Source organism: Paracoccus denitrificans (assembly GCF_900100045.1).
GTDB classification, from domain to species: Bacteria; Pseudomonadota; Alphaproteobacteria; order Rhodobacterales; family Rhodobacteraceae; genus Paracoccus; species Paracoccus denitrificans.
Genome location: NZ_FNEA01000054.1, coordinates 1 through 16,101 on the forward strand (window position 1 = coordinate 1; position 16,101 = coordinate 16,101).

At 65.8% G+C, this 16,101-nt stretch carries 24 protein-coding genes; 18 read left to right on the forward strand and 6 right to left on the reverse strand.

All coding sequences use genetic code 11. The annotated features are described in order from the left end of the window. The 3 genes from arsB to BLT64_RS24675 all read right to left on the reverse strand — a co-directional run. The coding region (arsB, locus tag BLT64_RS24665) for an ACR3 family arsenite efflux transporter (RefSeq protein ID WP_074810732.1) at positions 1-814 on the reverse strand (814 nt) is incomplete at its 3' end. Positions 815-826: 12 nt separating this feature from the next. Continuing rightward, the gene (gene arsC, locus BLT64_RS24670; protein WP_011749403.1) at positions 827-1,252 is read right to left on the reverse strand and encodes an arsenate reductase (glutaredoxin); all 426 of its coding nucleotides are present in this window, start codon (positions 1,250-1,252) and stop codon (positions 827-829) included. Between the two features lie 2 nt (positions 1,253-1,254). After that, positions 1,255-1,614, reverse strand: coding sequence for an ArsR/SmtB family transcription factor (locus BLT64_RS24675; RefSeq protein ID WP_011749404.1), 360 nt, complete (start codon positions 1,612-1,614; stop codon positions 1,255-1,257). A 716-nt stretch (positions 1,615-2,330) separates the two neighbouring features. Between BLT64_RS24675 and BLT64_RS24680 the strand changes: the two genes are divergently transcribed. From BLT64_RS24680 to BLT64_RS24730, 11 genes are all read left to right on the forward strand, one after another. Continuing rightward, positions 2,331-2,528 (forward strand): hypothetical protein, encoded by a 198-nt coding sequence (locus tag BLT64_RS24680; protein ID WP_041530327.1) that lies wholly within the window; start codon positions 2,331-2,333, stop codon positions 2,526-2,528. Between the two features lie 121 nt (positions 2,529-2,649). Continuing rightward, positions 2,650-2,898: a hypothetical protein gene (locus BLT64_RS24685; protein WP_017998452.1), complete on the forward strand. Its 249-nt coding sequence runs from the start codon at positions 2,650-2,652 to the stop codon at positions 2,896-2,898. 433 nt (positions 2,899-3,331) lie between these two features. Then, positions 3,332-3,691, forward strand: coding sequence for a hypothetical protein (locus tag BLT64_RS24690; protein ID WP_011749407.1), 360 nt, complete (start codon positions 3,332-3,334; stop codon positions 3,689-3,691). 257 nt (positions 3,692-3,948) lie between these two features. Then, positions 3,949-4,155 carry a cold-shock protein gene (locus BLT64_RS24695; protein WP_011749408.1) on the forward strand — a complete coding sequence of 69 codons (207 nt, stop codon included), beginning with the start codon at positions 3,949-3,951 and terminating at the stop codon, positions 4,153-4,155. 117 nt (positions 4,156-4,272) lie between these two features. Beyond that, complete coding sequence (locus tag BLT64_RS24700; RefSeq protein ID WP_010400435.1) at positions 4,273-4,563, forward strand: DUF982 domain-containing protein; 291 nt, start codon at positions 4,273-4,275, stop codon at positions 4,561-4,563. Positions 4,564-5,109: 546 nt separating this feature from the next. Beyond that, positions 5,110-5,316, forward strand: a complete 207-nt coding sequence (locus BLT64_RS24705) for a cold-shock protein (protein ID WP_011749411.1) — start codon at positions 5,110-5,112, stop codon at positions 5,314-5,316. 54 nt (positions 5,317-5,370) lie between these two features. Further along, positions 5,371-5,571: a hypothetical protein gene (locus BLT64_RS24710; protein ID WP_011749412.1), complete on the forward strand. Its 201-nt coding sequence runs from the start codon at positions 5,371-5,373 to the stop codon at positions 5,569-5,571. Between the two features lie 387 nt (positions 5,572-5,958). Beyond that, positions 5,959-6,435 carry an Hsp20 family protein gene (locus BLT64_RS24715; protein WP_041530328.1) on the forward strand — a complete coding sequence of 159 codons (477 nt, stop codon included), beginning with the start codon at positions 5,959-5,961 and terminating at the stop codon, positions 6,433-6,435. Between the two features lie 81 nt (positions 6,436-6,516). After that, positions 6,517-7,020 (forward strand): Hsp20/alpha crystallin family protein, encoded by a 504-nt coding sequence (locus tag BLT64_RS24720; RefSeq protein WP_011749414.1) that lies wholly within the window; start codon positions 6,517-6,519, stop codon positions 7,018-7,020. A gap of 99 nt (positions 7,021-7,119) precedes the next feature. Further along, positions 7,120-7,485 (forward strand): SPW repeat protein, encoded by a 366-nt coding sequence (locus tag BLT64_RS24725; protein ID WP_011749415.1) that lies wholly within the window; start codon positions 7,120-7,122, stop codon positions 7,483-7,485. Positions 7,486-7,583: 98 nt separating this feature from the next. After that, positions 7,584-8,960, forward strand: a complete 1,377-nt coding sequence (locus tag BLT64_RS24730) for a DegQ family serine endoprotease (protein ID WP_011749416.1) — start codon at positions 7,584-7,586, stop codon at positions 8,958-8,960. A gap of 97 nt (positions 8,961-9,057) precedes the next feature. On the opposite strand, the gene BLT64_RS24735 is transcribed toward BLT64_RS24730, so the two are convergent. The 3 genes from BLT64_RS24735 to BLT64_RS24745 form a co-directional block, all read right to left on the reverse strand. Next, positions 9,058-9,849, reverse strand: coding sequence for a phytanoyl-CoA dioxygenase family protein (locus tag BLT64_RS24735; protein WP_011749417.1), 792 nt, complete (start codon positions 9,847-9,849; stop codon positions 9,058-9,060). 306 nt (positions 9,850-10,155) lie between these two features. Further along, positions 10,156-10,842 (reverse strand): DUF899 domain-containing protein, encoded by a 687-nt coding sequence (locus tag BLT64_RS24740; protein WP_011749418.1) that lies wholly within the window; start codon positions 10,840-10,842, stop codon positions 10,156-10,158. Beyond that, positions 10,839-11,078: a hypothetical protein gene (locus BLT64_RS24745; protein ID WP_049792384.1), complete on the reverse strand. Its 240-nt coding sequence runs from the start codon at positions 11,076-11,078 to the stop codon at positions 10,839-10,841. Before BLT64_RS24745 ends, BLT64_RS24740 begins: the two co-directional genes overlap by 4 nt. 64 nt (positions 11,079-11,142) lie before the next feature. Between BLT64_RS24745 and BLT64_RS24750 the strand changes: the two genes are divergently transcribed. From BLT64_RS24750 to BLT64_RS24780, 7 genes are all read left to right on the forward strand, one after another. Continuing rightward, positions 11,143-12,369 carry a helix-turn-helix domain-containing protein gene (locus tag BLT64_RS24750; RefSeq protein ID WP_198140537.1) on the forward strand — a complete coding sequence of 409 codons (1,227 nt, stop codon included), beginning with the start codon at positions 11,143-11,145 and terminating at the stop codon, positions 12,367-12,369. A gap of 9 nt (positions 12,370-12,378) precedes the next feature. Continuing rightward, positions 12,379-13,020 carry a Vgb family protein gene (locus tag BLT64_RS24755; RefSeq protein ID WP_011749420.1) on the forward strand — a complete coding sequence of 214 codons (642 nt, stop codon included), beginning with the start codon at positions 12,379-12,381 and terminating at the stop codon, positions 13,018-13,020. Positions 13,021-13,128: 108 nt separating this feature from the next. Then, the gene (locus tag BLT64_RS24760; protein WP_011749421.1) at positions 13,129-13,536 is read left to right on the forward strand and encodes a cupin domain-containing protein; all 408 of its coding nucleotides are present in this window, start codon (positions 13,129-13,131) and stop codon (positions 13,534-13,536) included. A 4-nt stretch (positions 13,537-13,540) separates the two neighbouring features. After that, a complete protein-coding gene (gene aac(3) / locus BLT64_RS24765) occupies positions 13,541-14,374 on the forward strand; it encodes an aminoglycoside 3-N-acetyltransferase (protein ID WP_011749422.1) in 834 nt (277 codons plus the stop codon). Between the two features lie 12 nt (positions 14,375-14,386). Then, positions 14,387-14,821: a class I SAM-dependent methyltransferase gene (locus tag BLT64_RS24770; protein ID WP_011749423.1), complete on the forward strand. Its 435-nt coding sequence runs from the start codon at positions 14,387-14,389 to the stop codon at positions 14,819-14,821. 95 nt (positions 14,822-14,916) lie between these two features. Then, complete coding sequence (locus BLT64_RS24775) at positions 14,917-15,234, forward strand: H-NS histone family protein (RefSeq protein WP_011749424.1); 318 nt, start codon at positions 14,917-14,919, stop codon at positions 15,232-15,234. A 15-nt stretch (positions 15,235-15,249) separates the two neighbouring features. Beyond that, positions 15,250-15,867, forward strand: a complete 618-nt coding sequence (locus BLT64_RS24780) for a plasmid pRiA4b ORF-3 family protein (RefSeq protein ID WP_011749425.1) — start codon at positions 15,250-15,252, stop codon at positions 15,865-15,867. Positions 15,868-16,101 lie beyond the last annotated feature (234 nt).

Below are 16,101 nucleotides of genomic sequence, written 5' to 3' on the forward strand. Positions count from 1 at the left end.
CGAACTGGATGGCGAAATACAGCACCAGCGGGATAGCGATCCTGATCGTGTCGAGCGGCAGGCGCAGCACGTCGCCGCCCTTCAGGCTGAACATCGCCACGATGGTGAAAAGCAGCGCGGCCAGCGTGATCGGGCCGATCCTCGGCAGGAATACGTTCTGATACCAAGCGTCGCCCTTGCGCGCGATCAGCACATGCCGGGTCAGGAACCCGGCGGCGAAGGGGATGCCCAGGTAGATCAGCACCGCCTCGGTCACCGTCCGGAAACCCACCTCGATCACGCTGCCTTCCAGCCCGAACAGGGGTGGAAGCACGGTCAGGAACAGCCAGGCATAGGTCGAGAAGAACAGGATCTGGAAGATCGAGTTGAACGCTACCAGCCCGGCGACATATTGCCCGTCGCCGCGCGCCAGCTGGTTCCAGACCAGCACCATGGCGATGCAGCGCGCCAGGCCGATCAGGATCAGCCCGGTCATGTATTCCGGCTGGTCGCGCAGGAAGATCACCGCCAGCGCAAACATCAGCACCGGCCCGATCAGCCAGTTCTGCACCAGCGACAGCATCAGCACGCGCTTGTCGGCAAAGACCCGGGGCAGGTCCTCGTAGCGGACCTTGGCCAGCGGCGGATACATCATCAGGATCAGGCCGATGGCGATGGGGATGTTGGTCGAGCCCACCGCCATGGCGTTCAGCGCATCCGGCAGGCCGGAGAACAGCGTGCCCAGCAGGATGCCGATCGCCATGGCCGCGAAGATCCACAAGGTCAGGTAGCGGTCGAGAAAGGAAAGCCGGCGGGCCGGGCGGTCGGGGGTCATCACCTATTCCTTTCAGGCCGGGCGGATGCGGTTGCCCTGGGCATCCACGACCTGCTCGCCGTCTTCCTTGCTGAAAGCCGCTTGCTGCGGTGGCAGCAAATCCAGCACCTGCTCCGAAGGCCGGCAAAGCCGCACCCCCCTGGGGCTGACCACGATGGGCCGGTTGATCAGCACCGGATGCGCAAGCATCGCCTCGATCAGTGCGGCATCAGTCAGCGCCGGATCGTCCAGGCCAAGCTCGGCATAGGGCGTGCCCTTTTCGCGCAGCAACTCGCGAGGTGCGATGCCCATGCGGGCGATCAGCCGCTCCAGCATCGCGCGCGAGGGCGGCGTCTTGAGGTATTCCACCACATGCGGCTCGATCCCGGCATTGCGGATCATGGCCAGCACGTTGCGCGAGGTGCTGCAATCCGGGTTGTGATAGATCACGACATCCATGCTCAGGCCTCGCGGGTCAAAGTGGGGTCACAGGCACAATCCAGCGCGGCCGCGACCGGCGCGCAGATGTCCGGGTGGCCGTCGCAGCAATCGCGCATCAGGAATGCGATCAGCCCCGCCAATGTGGCAAAGACGGCGCTGTAGATGATGAAGCGCCCTTCGCGCCGGGACCGGATCAGCCCGGCATGTTCGAGATGGGTCAGGTGAAACGACAGCCGCGAGGTGCTGGCACCCCCCAGGGCCTCGCCGATGGCTCCGGCCGCCATGCCCTCCGGCCCGGCCTTGACCAGCAGCCGGACGATGCGCAGCCGGGTTTCCTGCGACAGGGCCGCGAAGCCGACAAGGGCGTGTTGCTCTTCCATCGAATCAACCTCTCAAGATATGTTGAGACAATGAAGGTGAGACCTGATGTTGTCAAGCCAGCAGGTGCGTCTCGACGACGGCTGTTCGGGGAATCCGCGGAAGGTCAACCTTGAAGCGGACGCAGTTCAGCATCTGTAAAGTCTCGTTTCCCATGTCCTGGACGCGCGGAGGAAATAGCTGACGTGACATCATCGTATCTCGAGGGCGCGGGCCCCGACGGTCGGTAACGACGCTGGCGGCGCTTAAGGAGCCACGAGATCGGAGCGACATTCTTTCCAGCCATATGACCAGCTTGCACGATAGTTTCGATCCGGAGGGCGCAATTCCATCCCTTCGACCCCATGTCTTGTTCATCCGAGCGGGATCTCCGGGCGGTGCCATGGAAGACCCCATTGTGGGCACCGGCCCAAAGAACGACGCTCTGGACCCGAGGGGGAGACCCGTCAGGCCCAGCAGGGCGAGCCGCCGGCAGTCCCGCAGCAGGGCGACAACGATCCGAAAGATGACCCAATGCGGAAGCCTGCTGACCACAGATGACAGCCGGCTGCCATGCGAAAGGCGAAGCGGGTGGAAACCTGCGGACCCCCGATCTTCCGGTAAATTGCCGCACCAAGGTGTGGTCGAAATCTGCGCTGGTATGCGGCATTCAAAAGCTGGAAGGTGAAGCGGCGGATCCAGGTCCGCCGTTTTCGCTCGTCCAGATAGCGAGGTTTCCATGACCAAACGTGTTGCCCTGACCGACGCGCTCACCGGAGCTACCGAAATCTTTGCTCAGCCGCCGTGGCATCTTGAGGGGATCCGCCATTTCCAGAATGGGGATCTGGTGAAGCTCGCCCATGACGACGGAACAACCCGGCTCATTCCGATCAGATCTTGCACGTCCGGGCTGTTCGAGCGGTTCCGGGACTGGTGACGCGACACGCGCCAGCCATGCTGACTGTCAAGCGGGCCGATACCGATGCAAAACGGGTATCCGGTCTTCGTCCTTTGGGGCAACCAGCAATCGCCTGACACGAGGCGCCAGGCAGCAACCGATGGAAGGCAGGAAGGTGGCAATCGAAAGCCCGGATCAATACGAAGCCGCCATAGAGCACCTGCTGCAAATGCTCTTTCTGGCCACCGAGCGGCCCGGCCTGCTCATGACGACGGATCTGCGGGAACACCTCGCTCTCGCCGCCCAGAAGCGCGACAGGCACGGAGATTTCGGCGCAGCGCGATTGCTGATCGAATGGGCCGACCGGATCGACGCGGCAGCGGAAAGAACCGATCCCGCGCCTGAATAGGAATCGCAAAAGCCGACTGACGCAAAACTCGTCGTAACGGCCATCGACTGCGCTGACCTCATCCTGCCGTTGCAGAACCGCTTCGTCGTCACCGAGATTTCTTTCTCGGGCTTTCCGGAGGTTGGTCGATAGGCGAATGTCTCCTATGGCCTGCAGCCCCCTGACACCCCATATCAGCCATGCCTGTTCGAATTTTTTCGTCCGGCAACAGGGAGACCCAGACCGTGGATTCCGCAGACATCGCCAGCACCCCCGAGAAACGACCCGAGCCGCAGCATGATGCAGGAGCGCGCCGGCGTCGGAAAAGGGACGGGAACGAGCGCGGCATGCTGGTTCGCGTCGCGAGCGGCATGGACGATCCGACGACCGATCAGGCGTGATCGATGGGCCGGCAGGCCCAAGAAGAGCAATCACATAAAGGGAGGGGGCGAAAATGGTCTCATTGGTCGAGAACAGCGACAGAGATATCAGGGAACGGCTGAGCGATATCGAGCTCCGCTTGAGCGAGCTGGAACTGCAGGGCCTCCAGGGCGGGGTCTACTCCAACCCCGGCGGCAAGGAGCAGAGCCTGAGGGATGTCCTGGCCTGGCTGGAGCGGATGACCCCGGTGGTGCGCCGGCTCTACTGGGCGATCAAGGAGGCGGCTCCCCAATTCGATGGGCCGGACAGAAAGGCGCTCGACCAGGCCGTGGGCGCGCTCGATGCATGGCAATCCGCCCATTCGCGGCTGCATGAGACGATAGCGGAAACGAACGCCAGGGAACTGGGCGGCAAGGAACAGCACGAAAGCTGAGACTTGCAGTTTGCGGTAAAAACGGCGTTTCTCCGGATTTTCCGTCGATGCGGGTCGCAAATTCTTTCCTTGCCGAACAACGGGTAATGGGCCGGGATCGCGTGATTCCCGGAATTTCCTCGTAAACTCAGCCGGCATGACCTATATAGGATCTGCATCTCTTGTTTTCGGACCCTGTTCCTTGCGGCTCAGCTTCGATCTTCAGCTTTGCCGGGCCGCTGCACTGTGTGAGCGGCATTTTTGAAAGGAACAGCACGATGGCCAATGGCACCGTGAAATGGTTCAACTCCAATAAAGGCTTCGGCTTCATTGCCCCGGAAACGGGCTCGAAGGATGTCTTCATCCATATTTCCGCGCTCGAGCGCGCCGGCATCCATCATCTGAACGATGGCCAGGCGATCGCCTATGATATCGAGCGTGACCGCAATGGCCGGGAATCGGCAACGAATCTCGTTCTCTCCTGAGAGCAGCGCCGAAGGGTAATACAGGCGGGGTCGGCTTCATGCCGTCTCCGCTTTTCCTTGAGGAGGGTGGGCATGCGTTGCCCGCCATTCCGACCGTTCCGACAGAAAAGTTTCATTATGGAAATTCACTGGGGTACGCCCCTTTCATTCGTCATTTCGTCTGCAGGCGAAGTGCAGAAGTTCAGCACGATCGAGCAGGCGAGATACTGGCTCCGCAGGAGGTGGCCGGTTTCCAATACGGCCCAGCACCATGCGCTGGAGCAGCTGGATGCCGCCCTGCACTGCCTTGTATCGGTGGGATCGGCGCGACGGGCTTTCATCGCTGCTGCAAAAGCTGCCGGTTTCGTGCCCGAAACCTCGATCGCACAATCCGCACGTCCCTTGTCCGCTTGCATGGCGACGATCTGAGACCGGGGTTGGTCCTGCTATGGCGGTGCCTGTGCGGGAATGGAAATGCTCCGCAGAGTGACCAGCCGAAAGCCAGCTGGTCGATCCTGAACAGGCTGTGGGGCCTCGGCCAAGAGCTATCGCAAGAAAGATAAGCTACCGGGACTTTCGAGTGCCTCGGATATTCCGATGCCCTTGGCGTACAAGCCAACCCTGCGCTTAGTAGGTATACGCTATAGGTGCGTCCGAAGATGGGGGCAGAAGATAATGTCCCACCATTCTCATGGTCGGGTTCCAGTCGAAAATTCTCAGATCAATCGGTTTTCGAGCGATTCCGGGAATTTTTGTCTGGCCAAGTGGAAAATAGCCAGGTTTGGCTCCATTGATTGAGGCATCGGACAAATGCGATGCAAGAATGTTTTGCTTTATCCGGCGCGAAGGCGCATACAGGGGGCGCTACGTTGCTTCTCTCTGCATCCTGTCTCCTTTCGGCTTCAGTCTGCTTTTGAACTGACCGGGCCGGGTTGCTGCATTCCGCGAGCGACAAATCCACAAGGAGATATCACGATGGCCAATGGCACCGTGAAATGGTTCAACGCCGCCAAGGGCTTCGGCTTCATCGCGCCCGAGCATGGCGGCAAGGACGTGTTTCTGCACATTTCGGCCCTCGAGCGGGCCGGGCTTAACAGCGTTGCGGATGGTCAGGCCGTGACCTTCGAAATCGAGTCGGGCCGCGATGGTCGCGAATCGGCCAGCAGGCTGGCGCTCGCCTGATCCTGTCGAACAGCCTGGCCATCTGGCCGGGCTGAACCCCTTCGGGAGACCCGTATGTTGGCCAAGGCGAGAAACCTTTTCCGCGACCCTGCGCCCCTGACGGCGATGGATCGCACGACTTCCGAGGCGAAGCTCATCGTCGATGAACAGGCCCGCAAGAGGAGCGAGCTGACGGCATCCCTCAAGGCTGCACGGTTGGCGAAAGAGGCGGCAGACGCCGCCACCGGCGTGCCTGCGAAAAAACGCAAGAAATAGCGGATGCGCGGGGGCACCTGCTTTCTTCGCTGTAACGCCGACTCTACCTACCGCCGAAACGCTGCGCGAAGATGTCTCGATCCATTTCCCATGATTCCGATTGGACGGGATGCAGGGGATATTCATCTTTTTTTAGGCCAGCGCTAGCCGGCTTGACGGCGGACAGTCTCCCGCGCTTTTCCTGTGCCTTTTATCAGCCAGACAGGGGCTTTCCGAGCGCACGAAAGAGGCCGCATTCGCGGTGCTTTCACCCCCTTGAACCGCCATTTCCTCGCCCTAAATCGTGGATCGCCGGAAGCCTCTGACGGGTCCGGCATGCCGGGGCGGATGCAACGGCATCCCACGGCGAAAGACTTGTACCCATGTTGCTCAACGGAGGATGTGGCTATGAGAACCACTTTCGATTTTTCCCCTCTCTACCGGTCGAGCATCGGTTTCGACCGGATGCTGAGCGCGCTGGAAGCGGCAAGCCGGATCGAGACGATCGACAACTGGCCGCCCTATGACATCGCCAGGACCGGCGAGGACGACTATTGCATCACCATGGCGGTGGCGGGCTTCTCGCCCGACGAGCTGGCCATCACGCAGGAACGGACCGTTCTGACGGTAACCGGCCGGAAGGCTGGCGAGGACAAGGGCGAGTATCTGCATCGCGGTATTGCCGAGCGGAGCTTCCGCCGGCGCTTCCAGCTCGCCGATCATGTGAAGGTGACCGGCGCCGAGCTGCTGAACGGGCTGCTGACGATCGACCTGCGGCACGAGATCCCCGAAGAGATGAAGCCGCGCCGGATCGAGATCGCCCCGGCCCAGACCCTGCCCAAATCCGAGCCGCAGCAGGTCGAGACCGGCAAGCAGGCCGCCTGAGGCCCTGTCCGCACAATCCGCGCATGGCGCCGGGCAGCGCCCGGCGTTTCCGGCAACCTTTTGCCATGAAGGAGGAAAATCATGAATGTCCGTGATCTGATCCCCTGGAACCGCAATGGCGGCAACCAGCTTCCCACCGCCTTCCGCGACGGCGACCGCGATCCCTTCCTGTCGCTGCATCGCGAGGTGAACCGGCTGTTCGACGACGTCTTCCGCGGCTTCGGCCTGCCCGCGGTCGGCACGGTCCCTGCCTTTGGCGGCGGCTGGCCGAGCGTCGAGATCTCCGACAACGAGAAGGAGATCAGGGTGACGGCCGAGGTGCCGGGCCTTGACGAGAAGGACATCGAAGTCCTGCTGGATGACGGCGTGCTGACGCTGAAGGGCGAGAAACGCTCGGAGGTCGAGGATAAGGACCGGCAATTCTCGGAACGCTTTTACGGCCGTTTCGAGCGCCGTATCCCGCTGGGCGCCGAGATCCGCGAGGACGAGGTCGATGCGCATTTCAGGAACGGCGTGCTGACCGTGACCCTGCCCAAGACGGAAAAGGCGCAGTCGCAGGTCAAGCGCATCGCCATCAAGGGCTGAGCCATCGCGGCGGCGACAACCGCCGCCGCATCCAGCCTTCCCCCGCAGGGGAAGGTCCATTGACGGGATCACCAAGCAACCGACAAGGAGGAGTGAACGATGCTGAAATCCCTGTCTCTCGATCGCCGGACGGCATTCGACATCGCCAATGTCGTTGCCGGTCTCGGTCTTCTGCTGTCGCCCTGGTATCTCGGCTTCGCGGCCGAGACCGCCGCGGCGTGGAACGCCTGGCTCGTCGGGGCCGCGATGACGCTGATCGCGCTGGCCGCGCTCTTCGCGTTCCACAGGCTTGAGGAATGGGCCAATGCCGCCCTTGGCCTCTGGGCGGTGATCGCGCCCTGGGTTCTGGGCTTCGCGACCCTCGCGGCGGCGATGTGGGTGCATGTGATCGCCGGTCTGGTCGTCGCGATCCTGGCGGGCGTCAGCCTGTGGTCGGGCGGCGACCGGCCCTATTCGACAGCGTGACGTCCCGAACGGCCCGGCAACCCGCCGGGCCGTTTTCTTGTTCTCCGTCTGGTCTCGGGCGAGAAAGGAAATCACCACCGATCAAACGGAGATTGCCGATGTCGATGAAAATCCCCCGACTGCGCGCGGCCGTCATCACGCTGTGCACGATCCTGGCGCTGGTCGCGCCGCCCCAAGCGGCTGTCGGGCAGCCCATGCCCGAGGCTGGGGGCGGTATTCCCACCATTGCCCCGATGCTGTCGCGCGTGACCCCGGCGGTGGTCAATATCGCGGTGGTCTCGGAAACCCCGGTAGTATCGAACCCGCTTTACAACGATCCCTATTTCCGCCGCTTCTTCGATCTTCGCGACCCGCCGATGCGGCGGCAGATGAGCGCCGGCTCCGGCGTGATCGTCGATGCCGAAAACGGCTATGTGCTGACCAACCATCACGTCGTCGCCGAGGCCAGCGCGATCAGCGTCACCCTGAAGGACGGGCGCCAGTTCCGGGCCGAGCTCGTCGGCGCCGACCAGGCCACGGAAATCGCCCTGCTGCGGATCGAGGCCGAGGATCTGGTCGCGCTGGAGATCGGCGATTCCGACCGCCTTCAGGTCGGCGATTTCGTCGCCGCCATCGGCAACCCCTTCGGCCTGGGCCAGACGGTGACCTCGGGCATCGTCAGCGCGCTGGGGCGCAGCGGCATCAGCCGCGAGGGCTATGAGGATTTCATCCAGACCGACGCCTCGATCAACCCGGGCAATTCGGGCGGCGCGCTGGTGACGCTGGACGGCCGGCTGGTCGGCATCAACACCGCCATCCTGACCCCGGCAGGGGGCAATATCGGCATCGGCTTCGCGGTGCCCAGCAACATGGCCGTCGCGGTGATGCGGCAGCTGATCGAGCACGGCGAGGTGCGGCGCGGCAGGCTGGGCATCGGCATGCACGATCTGACGCCCGACCTGGCCGAGGCGCTGGAGCTGGGCGGCATCCACGGCGCGGTGATCGCGAATGTCGAGCCCGGCTCTCCCGCCGAGAAGGCGGGGCTGAAGGCGGGGGACGTGGTGACCGCTGTCGACGGCGCCCCGGTGCAGGGCGCCACGCATCTGCGAAACCGGCTGGGCCTGACGCCCGTCGGCAGCACCATCCGCCTGACGGTCAGGCGCGAGGGGGATGCGCGGGAGGTCGACCTGACCATCACCGCCGATGCGACCTCCTCCGGTGATTTCGCCGGCACGCCGCTGGATGGCGCCCGGCTGCGCAACGCCTCGGCGGAGGAGGCGCGCCGGGCGGGGGGTGCCGGGATCATGGTCGACAGCGTCGAGCCGGACAGCCTTGCGGCCTGGATCGGCCTGCGCCGCGGCGACATGATCGTCGCCGTCAACCGGACGCCGGTTTCCTCGGTCGCGGATTTGCGTGACATGCTTGCCGGCCACCGAGCCGTCGCGGCGCTGGAACTGATCCGCGACGGCAGCCGTCTTTTCATCGTCGCAAGGTGAACGACGGCGGCGGCATGGAGAGGGCCAGGAAGACGCAGGGTGTCGTCACCGATGCCTGGGCGTCGCTCATCTGACGCAGCCCCGGACCTTGCCGGTTTCAGAACGCCAGCCCGCAGGCCCTGCGGATGGCGAGTTGGACCGGCGAGGGCGGCAAGGCCGGGTCGAACTCGCCCTTGGGCAGCAAGGGCGGCTGGGCCATGAAACGGGGTCTTGTTCCCCGGTGCGGCTGTGCGGCATGGACCAGGAACGGATGGCACAGATAGACCGTGCCCGCCGCGCCGGTCGCCAGCACCTCGGGGCAGGTCTCGGTCGAGGCATAGCCGTTCGCCGACAATTGCCGCAGTGTCGCGCCTGCCGCCCCATGGGGCAGCAACTCTCGGGCAATGGTGGCGTGCGAGCCCCGCCTGATCCGGGTCGGTGCATCGCCGGGCCCGACATCCGAGAACAGGAACAGCATCAGCAACGCGCGGCCACTGCTTTTGACATTGACCCGCCACTCCATGAAATCCGGGCTGTCGCCGAAGCTCATGTCCACATGCCAGCCATCGTCGCCGGGGGCGATGGGCGAGGGGAAGCGGATCGGGAAACTGCCCAGCCCTTGCGGCGCAAGCCAGCGCCCCGGCCCGGCAAGCCGGTCATAGGCCCGGCGCAGCAGCGGGGTGTTGGCGGCCTGGACGAAGGCGGGCGTGGACATCGCTGCGATCCGGATGACGGGTCGCGTCCAGCCCTCGGGCCGGTCGGGCGAGAGGCCCGCAGCTGCCCACAACTCGTCCCGGCATTGCCGGGCGAGGTCGGTGGGGAAGGCGCCGTCGATCCTGACGAAGCCGTCCTCGATGAAGCTCTGGACCTGACGCTCGGTCAGGCCGGTGGGTTCGGGATTGGTCATCATGCATTCTCCGCTTGGCGCCCCAATCGCGGGCGCCGTGTCGATCTGATGGCGCGAAAGCGCCGGCGGCAGGGCCGGTCAGATCAGCGGGAAGAATGTGGACATGAACATCATGGTCGGAATTTAGGGCGGGCAGCCGGGGGCTGCAAGCCGTGTCCCCTGGCCGCTTGCGACCTGTTCCCCTTGCTCGCGGTTATCGAGGGGCATTCTTGCCCGGCCAGCCGCGCCCGGCCCCTCGTCCGGACAGATGCCCTGATATCGTCCAGAGCGCCGGATGCTCAGCGCCCGCCCTGATCCTCTGCGCCCGGCTCAGTATTCGTCATGCAGCCTGAGCCAGCTCATGGCGCCGTTCTCGTTGCGGCCCTTGGGGGTGAGGTCCAGCCAGTTGAACGCGCCCATCAGCAGTTCCACGCCGCGGTGATAGGTGGAATAGCTGTGGAAGAGGGCGCCGTCCTGCCGCACGAAGATGCTGACCCCGAACATGTCCGGGCTGTTCCTGATCACCGTGCCGTAATTGTAGATCGCCCGGCCGGCGGCGCGGTCCTCTTCCGTGAACGAGACGCCGAAATCGTAGTTGAAATCGCCGTCTCCCGAAGACAGCCAGGGAAAGCGCCAGCCCATCCGCCGGAGGACCTCCTCGATCTGCGGGACCGGCGCGCGCGAGACGGCGGCGAAGGCCAGGTCCGCCTGCTCGAAATGCTGCCGGGCGGCATCGACATGATCGGCGACGAAGGAACAGCCCGAGCAGAGATGCTCCGATCCCGGCGTCAGCATGAAGTGATAGACGGCAAGCTGGCTGCGGGTCCCGAACAGATCGCCCAGCGTCATCTCGCCGTCGGGACCGTCGAAGCGATAGGGCTTGTCGATGCGGACCCAGGGCATCCGCCGCCGCTCGGCGCGCAGCGCGTCGAGCTGGTGGGTCATGTCGCGTTCGCGGGCCAGCAGCGCCTTGCGGGCGTCCAGCCACTCATCGCGGGAAACGATGGCTTGGGTCATGGTCGGTCTCCTTTCGGGATGGGATGGTGGTCCGACATCAGCCGCAGCCAGGGCGGCAGGTGGAACAGGGCCATCAGCAGATACATCGTGGTCATGCCGTCCAGCGGCAGCGGGCCGGGGTCGGACAGGCAGAGCGCAGGCGAGGCCGTCGTGATCCAGGCCATGGCCGTGAAGCAGGGCGCCGCCGCAAGGGCCAGCCAGCCGGCCGCGCCGGGCTTTTCCGTGGGCGTTGTCATTGCGGGCCTCCCGTCCGATGCTTTGCGGGACATGAAGCAGTCTAGGACGGGGCGACATCCGGGCGTGAGTAACAAGCATGACGGGATTGCGGCGGCGGCGCAGGCGCTGGCGGCGGGGGATGCGCTGACCGCGCTGAAGCGGGTCGCCCTGCGCGACGATCCGCCGGCGCTGGCGCTGCGCGGCATCGCCATGGCGCAGCTTGGCGATCTGGACCGGGCGCGGGACCTGCTGCGCCGCGCCGCGCGGGGGCTCGGTGCCGATCCCCTGGCCCGCGCCCGCTGCCGGCTGGCCGCGGCGGAAATCGCGCTGGTCACGCGCGACCTGGGCGGTCTGGAGCGGGCGCTTGGCACGGCGCGAGGCGCGCTTGCGGCGCAAGGCGACTGGGCGAACGCCGCCCATGCCGGCTACCTGCAGGCCCGGCTGCTGCTGCTGACCGGGCGTCTCGATCAGGCCGAGGCGGTGCTTGAGACGCTGGATGCCGCCGCGCTGCCCCCGGCGTCGCGCCCCGGCTGCTGGTTGGTCGCCGCGGGCATCGCCATGCGGCGCATCCGGGCCGGCGATGCGCGGGCCGCGCTGGACCGGGCCGCCCGTGCCGCGCATCAGACGGGCATCGCCGCATTGGCGGCCGAGGTCGCACAGGCGCGCGCCGCCTTCGACGCCCCGGCCGGGCGGCTGATCGAAAGCGGGCGCGAGACCCTGCTGGACCTGGCCGGGGTCGAGGCGCTGCTCGGCGCGGACCTGCTGCTGGTCGATGCCTGCCGCAACCTTCTGCGCGGCGGCGCGACGCTGGTGCCGCTGGCCGGGCGGCCGGTGCTGATGGCGCTGCTGCGCGCGCTGGCCGAGGCATGGCCCGGCGACGCGCCGCGCGAAACCCTGCTCGCGCGTGCCTTTCGCGCCCGCCATGCCGACGAGTCGCATCGGGCAAGATTGCGGGTGGAGATCGGGCGGCTGCGCGAACACCTCTCCCCGCTGGCCGGGATAAAGGCGACGGGCCGGGGCTTCGTGCTGGAGCCTTGCGGAGGGCGCAGGATCGCCGTGCTGGCCCCGCCGGTCGAGGGTGATCATGCCGGGCTGCTGGCCCTGCTGGCCGATGGCGAGGCCTGGTCGAGTTCGGCGCTGGCCCTGGCGCTGGATGTCAGCCCGCGCAGCGTGCAGCGCGGGCTCAAGGCGCTGGAGCGGGCCGGCAGGGTGGAATGGCTGGGCCACGGCCGCGCCCGGCGTTGGGTCGCGCGAAGCGTGCCGGGTTTCCCGACAGGCTTGTTACTCCCGGCGCCCGTGCCGATGCGCTAGGATGGGCCCATGAAACGCATGGCCGAAATCATCCGCGAATATGGCCCCTTTCCGGGGATCGAGGAGGTGCATGGCGTCAGTTTCGACGGAAGGCAGGTTTGGTTCGCCAGCGGCGAACGGCTGAACGCGCTCGACCCCGACAGCGGCGAGCTGCTGGGCGCGCTAAAGATCCCCGCCGATGCCGGCACGGCCTTCGACGGCCGGCATCTGTTCCAGATCGCCGGGCCGGTCATCCGCAAGATCGACCCGGAGAGCGGCGCGGTTCTGGCGACCATTCCCGCGCCCGAGGGCGGCAATTCCGGGCTGGCCTGGGCCGAGGGCTCGCTCTGGGTCGGCCAGCATCGCGGGCGCCGCATCCACCAGGTCGATCCCGAGACCGGCAAGGTGCTGCGCAGCATCGACTGCGACCGCTTCGTCACTGGCGTCACCTGGGCCGACGGCGCGCTCTGGCACGGCACCTGGCAGGGCGAGGAAAGCGACATCCGGCGCATCGACCCCGCCACCGGCGCAGTGCTGGAACGGCTGGAGATGCCGCCGGGCACCGGGGTCTCGGGGTTGGAATCGGATGGCGGCGCCCGGTTCTTCTGCGGCGGCGGCAGCAGCGGCAAGTTGAGGGTCGTTCTGCGCAAGGCGGATCAGGACGCGACATAGGGCCTTCGGTTCTTGCTGCGCAAACCGGCCCCTCGCTCGGAACCTGACAGCGGGCCTGTGGCAGGCTATGCTGTTGGGGTCCTTTCTATCAGCCAGCGGGAGGCAGCGATGAGCGACGAACACGCGGGCAAGAGTGTTCTGCACCTGCCGCCAGGTGCGGGACGGTGCTATGAACTCGGCCGGATGACGGCGGTGTTCAAGGCCGATGAGGATGAGACGGCTGCCCGCTGCAGCGTCTCGGAATGGTGGCTGGAGCCTGGCGCCGACGGGCCGGGCGCGCATGCGCATGAAGTGAATGACGAGATCTTCTACGTCATCGCCGGCACCGTCAGCTTCCTTGCCGGGGAGGACTGGCTGGACGCGCCGCAAGGGACGTTCCTGCGCATCCCGGCCGGCGTGACCCATGATTTCAGGAACCGTACCGCCGAGCGTGTCGGTCTGCTGAACGTCTTCATCCCCGGCGGGTTCGAGCGCGACATGCCCGCCATCGCCGACTGGTTCAGGGACAATCCCTAGGCCCATGCGCGGCAAGGCCTCGATCACGGCGGATCTTCGGCGGCTTGGCCTGAAACCGGGCGATCTGGTGATGGTCCACGCCTCGCTGAAGGCGCTCGGCCCGGTCGAGGGTGGCGCGGCCGGGGTCGTCCAGGCGCTGCTGGATGCCTTGAGGCCGGGCGGCACGGTGATGGGATATGCCTCCTGGGACCGCTCCCCCTATGAGGAAACCCTGAACGGCGCCCGGATGGACGAGGCCCTGCGCCGCGACTGGCCCGCCTTCGATCCCCGGACTGCCGGGACCTATCGCGGCTTCGGCTTGTTGAACCAATTCCTTGCGGACTTGCCGGAGGCCCGGCGCAGCGCCCACCCGGATGCCTCGATGGTCGCGGTCGGCCCGCTGGCCGGGACCCTGGACGAGCCGCACCGGCTGGGCCAGGCCCTGCGCGAGGGCTCGCCGCTGGAACGCTTCGTCCGCCTTGGCGGCAAGACCCTGCTGCTGGGTGCGCCGCTCGATGCCGTGACCGTGCTGCATTACGCCGAGGCCGTCGCCGACATCCCCGGCAAGCGCCGCGTCAGCTATGAGATGCCGATGCCGGGCCCGGATGGCCGGACCATCTGGGAGGCTGCCACGGATTTCGACTCGAACGGCATCCTCGATTGCTTCGCGGTCGAGGGCCAGCCGGATGCGGTCGAGACCATCGCCCGCGCTTATGTCGCGACGGGCCGGTACCGGGAGGGCATGGTCGGCGCCGCGCGCTGCCATTTGTTCGACGCGCAGGATATCGTCGCCTTCGGGGTCGACTGGCTTGAGCGGCAGTTCGGATCGGTGCCTGAATCTGGGGAAGACCAAACCTGAGGATCGACCGGCATGGCCCCGCGGATATCGAACCGGATCGCGTCTTTCGTCGACGCCCTGCCGCTGGCGCCGGGCCAGAGGGTGCTGGAGATCGGCTGCGGTCCGGGCGTGGCCGCCCGCGCGGTTTCCCGACGTGTCGGGAACGGCTTCGTCCTGGCCATCGATCGCTCGGCCAAGGCGATCGAAAGCGCGGTGGCAGGATCGCGGGCCGAAATCGCCACCGGCCGCCTGCGGTTCCTGCAAGCGGCGATCGAGGATTTCGAGCTGCCGCCCAATGAAGAGCCTTTCGACATCGCCTTTGCGATACGTGTCGGGGCATTGGACGGGCGCCACCCGGATATCGAGCAACGCGCCCTTGAACGATTGCGGGCCGCATTGAAACCGACGGGACGGCTGTTCATCGACACGGGGCATCCGCTCAGGGAGATAAAGCTGATCAGGCGATGATTTGTCCGAGGCTTGGGCGGATCCCCGATTGAGCGTGGGAATTGCCGTTTGACCGCTGTTGGATTAAACCGGCGCCCTAACAACAGGGGACGTTTATGACCGATATCGACCTGAATGCCTTGTCGCTGGCCGAATTGAAGCAGCTGGAAAAGAACCTGACCAAGGCCATCGCCTCTTTCGAGGATCGCCGCAAGGCCGAGGCTCGTGCCGCGGCGGAAGCGGTGGCAAAGGAACACGGTTTCTCGCTGGGCGAACTGGCGGAAATGACCCCGGCGCAAAAGCGCGCCGCCGTTGCGCCGAAATACCGCCATCCGGAAAACCCCGAGATCACCTGGAGCGGTCGCGGCCGCAAGCCCGCCTGGATCGCTGGGGCTCTGGAGGCCGGCAAATCCCTCGAAGACTTTGCCATCTGACCGGGGAGGGCAGGGGTGTTCCAGCCTCCGAATGCGGTGCGGCTGCATGTCTCCCTGGCCGAGATCGAGCCGGAGATCTGGCGGCGGCTGGTCGTTCCCTGCGACTGGACGCTGGATCGGCTGCATCCGGTCCTGCAGGCGGCCTTCGGCTGGACCGACAGCCATCTGCACGAGTTCCGCATCGGCGGGCTGCGTTACGGCGATCCGGCGCTGCTGGACGACGGCTTCGGCGGCCCCCGCGTTTTCGACTCTACCGAGGTGCGGCTGCAGGATTTCGTCGGGCATGACGTCGGTTTCACCTATGCCTATGATTTCGGGGACGACTGGCAGCACCTGATCCGGATCGAGGATTGGTCGGCGCTCGATCCGGCGCCGCGCCACGCGCTCTGTCTGGAGGGCGCACGGGCGAGACCGCCCGAGGATGTGGGTGGGCCTTGGGGCTACAAGGATTTCCTCGGGATCATCCGCGACCCGACGCACGAGGAGCACCGCTCCACGCTGCGATGGGCGGGCGGGCGTTTCGATCCGGAATGGTTCGATCTCGACCTGATCAACAAGGATCTGCGCAATGCCTTGCGCGCGAATGTGCGGCGGCGGCTGCATCAGCCGAGGCCGAAGGCGCCGAAGGATTAGCAGCGTCTCCCGTTGCGACCCTTCCCCGGCCTGCGCGAAGCTGACCATCCACCCGACTCTTGCCACGACGCCCCCATGACCGAGATCGCAACGCACCCCCGGATCAAGCTGTCGAAGCTGCGCGATATCGGCTGGTCGCTCTGGGACCCTATCGGGTTGCTGGACCCGGAAAGCCCGGCGGGCAGATGGGACGACGAAGCCAACCTGTCCTTTGCGGACGAATACGACAGCTAT

What these genes read in the sequence shown, in the direction of transcription:
- arsC (WP_011749403.1), bottom strand. Translation starts at nt 1,252, where the DNA reads ATGGATGTCGTGATCTATCACAACCCGGATTGCAGCACCTCGCGCAAC.
- BLT64_RS24675 (WP_011749404.1), bottom strand. Translation starts at nt 1,614, where the DNA reads ATGGAAGAGCAACACGCCCTTGTCGGCTTCGCGGCCCTGTCGCAGGAA.
- BLT64_RS24680 (WP_041530327.1), top strand. Translation starts at nt 2,331, where the DNA reads ATGACCAAACGTGTTGCCCTGACCGACGCGCTCACCGGAGCTACCGAA.
- BLT64_RS24685 (WP_017998452.1), top strand. Translation starts at nt 2,650, where the DNA reads ATGGAAGGCAGGAAGGTGGCAATCGAAAGCCCGGATCAATACGAAGCC.
- BLT64_RS24690 (WP_011749407.1), top strand. Translation starts at nt 3,332, where the DNA reads ATGGTCTCATTGGTCGAGAACAGCGACAGAGATATCAGGGAACGGCTG.
- BLT64_RS24695 (WP_011749408.1), top strand. Translation starts at nt 3,949, where the DNA reads ATGGCCAATGGCACCGTGAAATGGTTCAACTCCAATAAAGGCTTCGGC.
- BLT64_RS24700 (WP_010400435.1), top strand. Translation starts at nt 4,273, where the DNA reads ATGGAAATTCACTGGGGTACGCCCCTTTCATTCGTCATTTCGTCTGCA.
- BLT64_RS24705 (WP_011749411.1), top strand. Translation starts at nt 5,110, where the DNA reads ATGGCCAATGGCACCGTGAAATGGTTCAACGCCGCCAAGGGCTTCGGC.
- BLT64_RS24710 (WP_011749412.1), top strand. Translation starts at nt 5,371, where the DNA reads ATGTTGGCCAAGGCGAGAAACCTTTTCCGCGACCCTGCGCCCCTGACG.
- BLT64_RS24715 (WP_041530328.1), top strand. Translation starts at nt 5,959, where the DNA reads ATGAGAACCACTTTCGATTTTTCCCCTCTCTACCGGTCGAGCATCGGT.
- BLT64_RS24720 (WP_011749414.1), top strand. Translation starts at nt 6,517, where the DNA reads ATGAATGTCCGTGATCTGATCCCCTGGAACCGCAATGGCGGCAACCAG.
- BLT64_RS24725 (WP_011749415.1), top strand. Translation starts at nt 7,120, where the DNA reads ATGCTGAAATCCCTGTCTCTCGATCGCCGGACGGCATTCGACATCGCC.
- BLT64_RS24730 (WP_011749416.1), top strand. Translation starts at nt 7,584, where the DNA reads ATGTCGATGAAAATCCCCCGACTGCGCGCGGCCGTCATCACGCTGTGC.
- BLT64_RS24735 (WP_011749417.1), bottom strand. Translation starts at nt 9,849, where the DNA reads ATGATGACCAATCCCGAACCCACCGGCCTGACCGAGCGTCAGGTCCAG.
- BLT64_RS24740 (WP_011749418.1), bottom strand. Translation starts at nt 10,842, where the DNA reads ATGACCCAAGCCATCGTTTCCCGCGATGAGTGGCTGGACGCCCGCAAG.
- BLT64_RS24745 (WP_049792384.1), bottom strand. Translation starts at nt 11,078, where the DNA reads ATGACAACGCCCACGGAAAAGCCCGGCGCGGCCGGCTGGCTGGCCCTT.
- BLT64_RS24755 (WP_011749420.1), top strand. Translation starts at nt 12,379, where the DNA reads ATGAAACGCATGGCCGAAATCATCCGCGAATATGGCCCCTTTCCGGGG.
- BLT64_RS24760 (WP_011749421.1), top strand. Translation starts at nt 13,129, where the DNA reads ATGAGCGACGAACACGCGGGCAAGAGTGTTCTGCACCTGCCGCCAGGT.
- BLT64_RS24770 (WP_011749423.1), top strand. Translation starts at nt 14,387, where the DNA reads ATGGCCCCGCGGATATCGAACCGGATCGCGTCTTTCGTCGACGCCCTG.
- BLT64_RS24775 (WP_011749424.1), top strand. Translation starts at nt 14,917, where the DNA reads ATGACCGATATCGACCTGAATGCCTTGTCGCTGGCCGAATTGAAGCAG.